3 protein-coding genes and 2 pseudogenes are annotated in these 2,747 nt (G+C 39.1%); 4 read left to right on the forward strand and 1 reads right to left on the reverse strand.

The genetic code is table 11. The features are described 5' to 3' along the window. From ACZFYI_RS18475 to ACZFYI_RS18490, 4 genes and pseudogenes are all read left to right on the forward strand, one after another. Positions 1 to 220: pseudogene (locus ACZFYI_RS18475) on the forward strand (toxin-antitoxin system YwqK family antitoxin); the annotation flags it as partial. Between the two features lie 93 nt (positions 221 to 313). Beyond that, positions 314 to 745: a MarR family winged helix-turn-helix transcriptional regulator gene (locus tag ACZFYI_RS18480; protein ID WP_462525599.1), complete on the forward strand. Its 432-nt coding sequence runs from the start codon at positions 314 to 316 to the stop codon at positions 743 to 745. Positions 746 to 839: 94 nt separating this feature from the next. Then, positions 840 to 1,844: an NAD(P)/FAD-dependent oxidoreductase gene (locus ACZFYI_RS18485; protein ID WP_462525600.1), complete on the forward strand. Its 1,005-nt coding sequence runs from the start codon at positions 840 to 842 to the stop codon at positions 1,842 to 1,844. Between the two features lie 15 nt (positions 1,845 to 1,859). Then, the gene (locus ACZFYI_RS18490) at positions 1,860 to 2,180 is read left to right on the forward strand and encodes a 2Fe-2S iron-sulfur cluster-binding protein (protein WP_462525601.1); all 321 of its coding nucleotides are present in this window, start codon (positions 1,860 to 1,862) and stop codon (positions 2,178 to 2,180) included. A 30-nt stretch (positions 2,181 to 2,210) separates the two neighbouring features. On the opposite strand, the pseudogene ACZFYI_RS18495 reads toward ACZFYI_RS18490, so the two are convergent. After that, positions 2,211 to 2,747 (reverse strand): annotated as a pseudogene (locus ACZFYI_RS18495) (cation:proton antiporter); the annotation flags it as partial.

The raw sequence follows: 2,747 nt of genomic DNA on the forward strand, positions 1-2,747 counted from the left end.
CCATGAAGATGGTCAGGTGGGAGTCGTCGGTGAATACCACTTTGGTGAAAAGGTTGGTCTTTGGACAGAATATTGGAATGTCAAAGAGAAAACGGTAAGGAAAAGAGAAATCCAATACCAAGATAAACCCTTTACCAAAAATTTTACTCCCTACATCAGAGCTGAATGGGACAAAGAAGGCAACCTCATATATAGAAAAGAAGGATTGGCTTCCAATTAATCGTTATACAACATCCTATATTCCCTATAATATTTATAGGTTTTTATTTTTTAATTATTTCTATTCACTATATTTGTCATGCTAATTATTGGTATGACACAGGAACAATTCAGTAAGTACTCATTCCTATTGGACAGGACAGCCAAAAGGGTCAAGCAGTATGCCCAAAGAAAGTTCAAACTAGAGGACTTTGACATTACTGTAGACCAATGGCTCATTCTAAAAAACCTTTCTGAAAATGAACTCCTTAGCCAGACCGAATTGGCTCAGATGGTGTTCAAAGACCAGCCCACGCTTACCAGAATCATTGACATCCTAACCAAAAAAGGTTACGTAGAGCGCGTTCCACATCCTTTGGACAGAAGAAGTTTCCATTTGCTCTTGACCGCTGAGGGAATTTCAAAAGTCAATGAGCTAAAACCAAAGATCGCCTCTATCAGAGAAAAAGCTTGGGAAAATCTTGGAGAATCAGATTTTGAGGAATTTAAAAGGATTTTGAACACCATTTACAACAATTTGGAATAGAAAAATCAGCAAGATTTAAAATATACTTGCCATACTAATTATATTTGTACGAACAATCGTATTGCCTTTTGGTTTTAAAAAAAAAGCAGACATCATGATTACTACTGACCTTTGTATCATCGGAGCCGGACCTGTTGGGTTATTCGCAGTCTTTGAAGCAGGCTTACTAAAGATGCGTTGTCATCTGATTGACTACCTCCCTCAAGTAGGAGGACAGCTTTCAGAGATTTATCCCCAAAAACCCATCTATGATATTCCCGGATATCCTGAAATAAAGGCGCAAGACTTGGTAGATAACCTGATGGAACAAATAAAGCCTTTTAAACCAACCTTCACTTTAGGCGAAAGGGTGGATCATTTAGCAAAACAGACAGATGGTTCATTCATTGTCACTACCAATGACAAAACCCAGGTTCATGCCCAGGTAATCATTATTGCCGGCGGTTTAGGAGTATTTGAACCAAGAAAACCAGTATTAGAAAATCTGGAGAAATTTGAAGGCAAAGGAGTGACCTATATGGTAAAAAACCCGGAGCTTTTCAGAGATAAAAAAGTGATGCTTGCAGGTGGCGGGGATTCAGCCTTGGATTGGGCGATTTATCTCGCTAATGTAGCCGAAAGAGTCACCTTGGTACATAGAAATGAAACTTTCCGTGGCGCACCTGATTCTGCTGCCAAAGTATTTGACCTTGCAAACAAAGGAAAAATAGATTTGATACTTTCTGCCAACCTAAAAGAATTAGGAGGAAACGGCACTCTGAAAACCGTCATCCTCGAAGGCAAAACCAAAGAAGAAATCACAGTTGATACGGATTACCTGATTCCACTTTTTGGGTTAAGCCCAAAATTAGGACCAATCGCTGATTGGGGGCTGAACATTGACAAAAACGCCATCGAGGTCGATACCAGAGATTATTCCACTGGTGTGGAAAGAATCTATGCCATTGGCGATATAAACACTTATCCGGGCAAATTGAAACTTATCCTATGTGGATTCCATGAAGCTGCCATCATGATGCATTCGGCTTTCAAATTTGTATATCCTGATCAAAAATTGAGTTTTAAATATACTACCGTGAATGGTGTAAATTCATTTTAATCTTACTTTTGAGACATGGTAACATTCACTGTAGAAGATCATGACGGCAACCGTCAGACCGTAGAAGCTCCCGATGACATGGGTTTGAGCTTAATGGAAATATTAAAAGCTTCTGAATACCCGGTTTTGGCAACCTGTGGCGGTATGGCTTTATGTGCGACTTGCCATGTGGAAATTTTGGAAGGAAATGATGAATTGGGAAATGCAAGTGATGTGGAGCTAGACCAATTAGAGAACCTGCCGGAATACTATCCTACTAGCAGATTGGCTTGTCAGGTCAGGATAAACACCATTCTCGAAGGGGCAGTAGTAAAATTAAGAGGAGAAGACAATTGAAACCTTTCCCCGGAAAATATCCGGGGATTTTTATTTTTTTCTGAAAATCTTTGAGATTGAATTTGTGAATGCCTCAAAATCCTGGACTCCAGCTATTAAAGGATTAAAAAATGAGGTCCCTATGTAATTATACCGTCCATTATCCTCCAAGTCAAACTGCATCGGATAGATCAGGATATAATTGTTTTTGCTGAAATATTTGTTTAGGTATTTGGGAATCTTATCCATTACAGGATCAAATGAAACTCCGTTTTTCCTGCTTAATACCACCATCAGCGCATCATCTTCCTTCAAATCTCTCGATATGATCAAAAAGTCTTCCCAATCTGAGAATTCCACAAAACCCGTTTTGATACTATACTTTTTTTGAACCTGTTCGATGTATTTTAGTGTTTCTCCTGACCCGAAAAATACCAATTTACAACCCGTGTTTCTCCCGATATTCCAAACTCTAAGGAGCCAAAATACAAATCCCATTTCCTTTTCTGCATTTGAAGGAACCACGATGAGGTATCTGCTCACGGTGTTCAGGGGCTGATGGTTTTGGTAAATAAATGCAGTGATATT

It is taken from the genome of Aquiflexum sp., assembly GCF_977115555.1.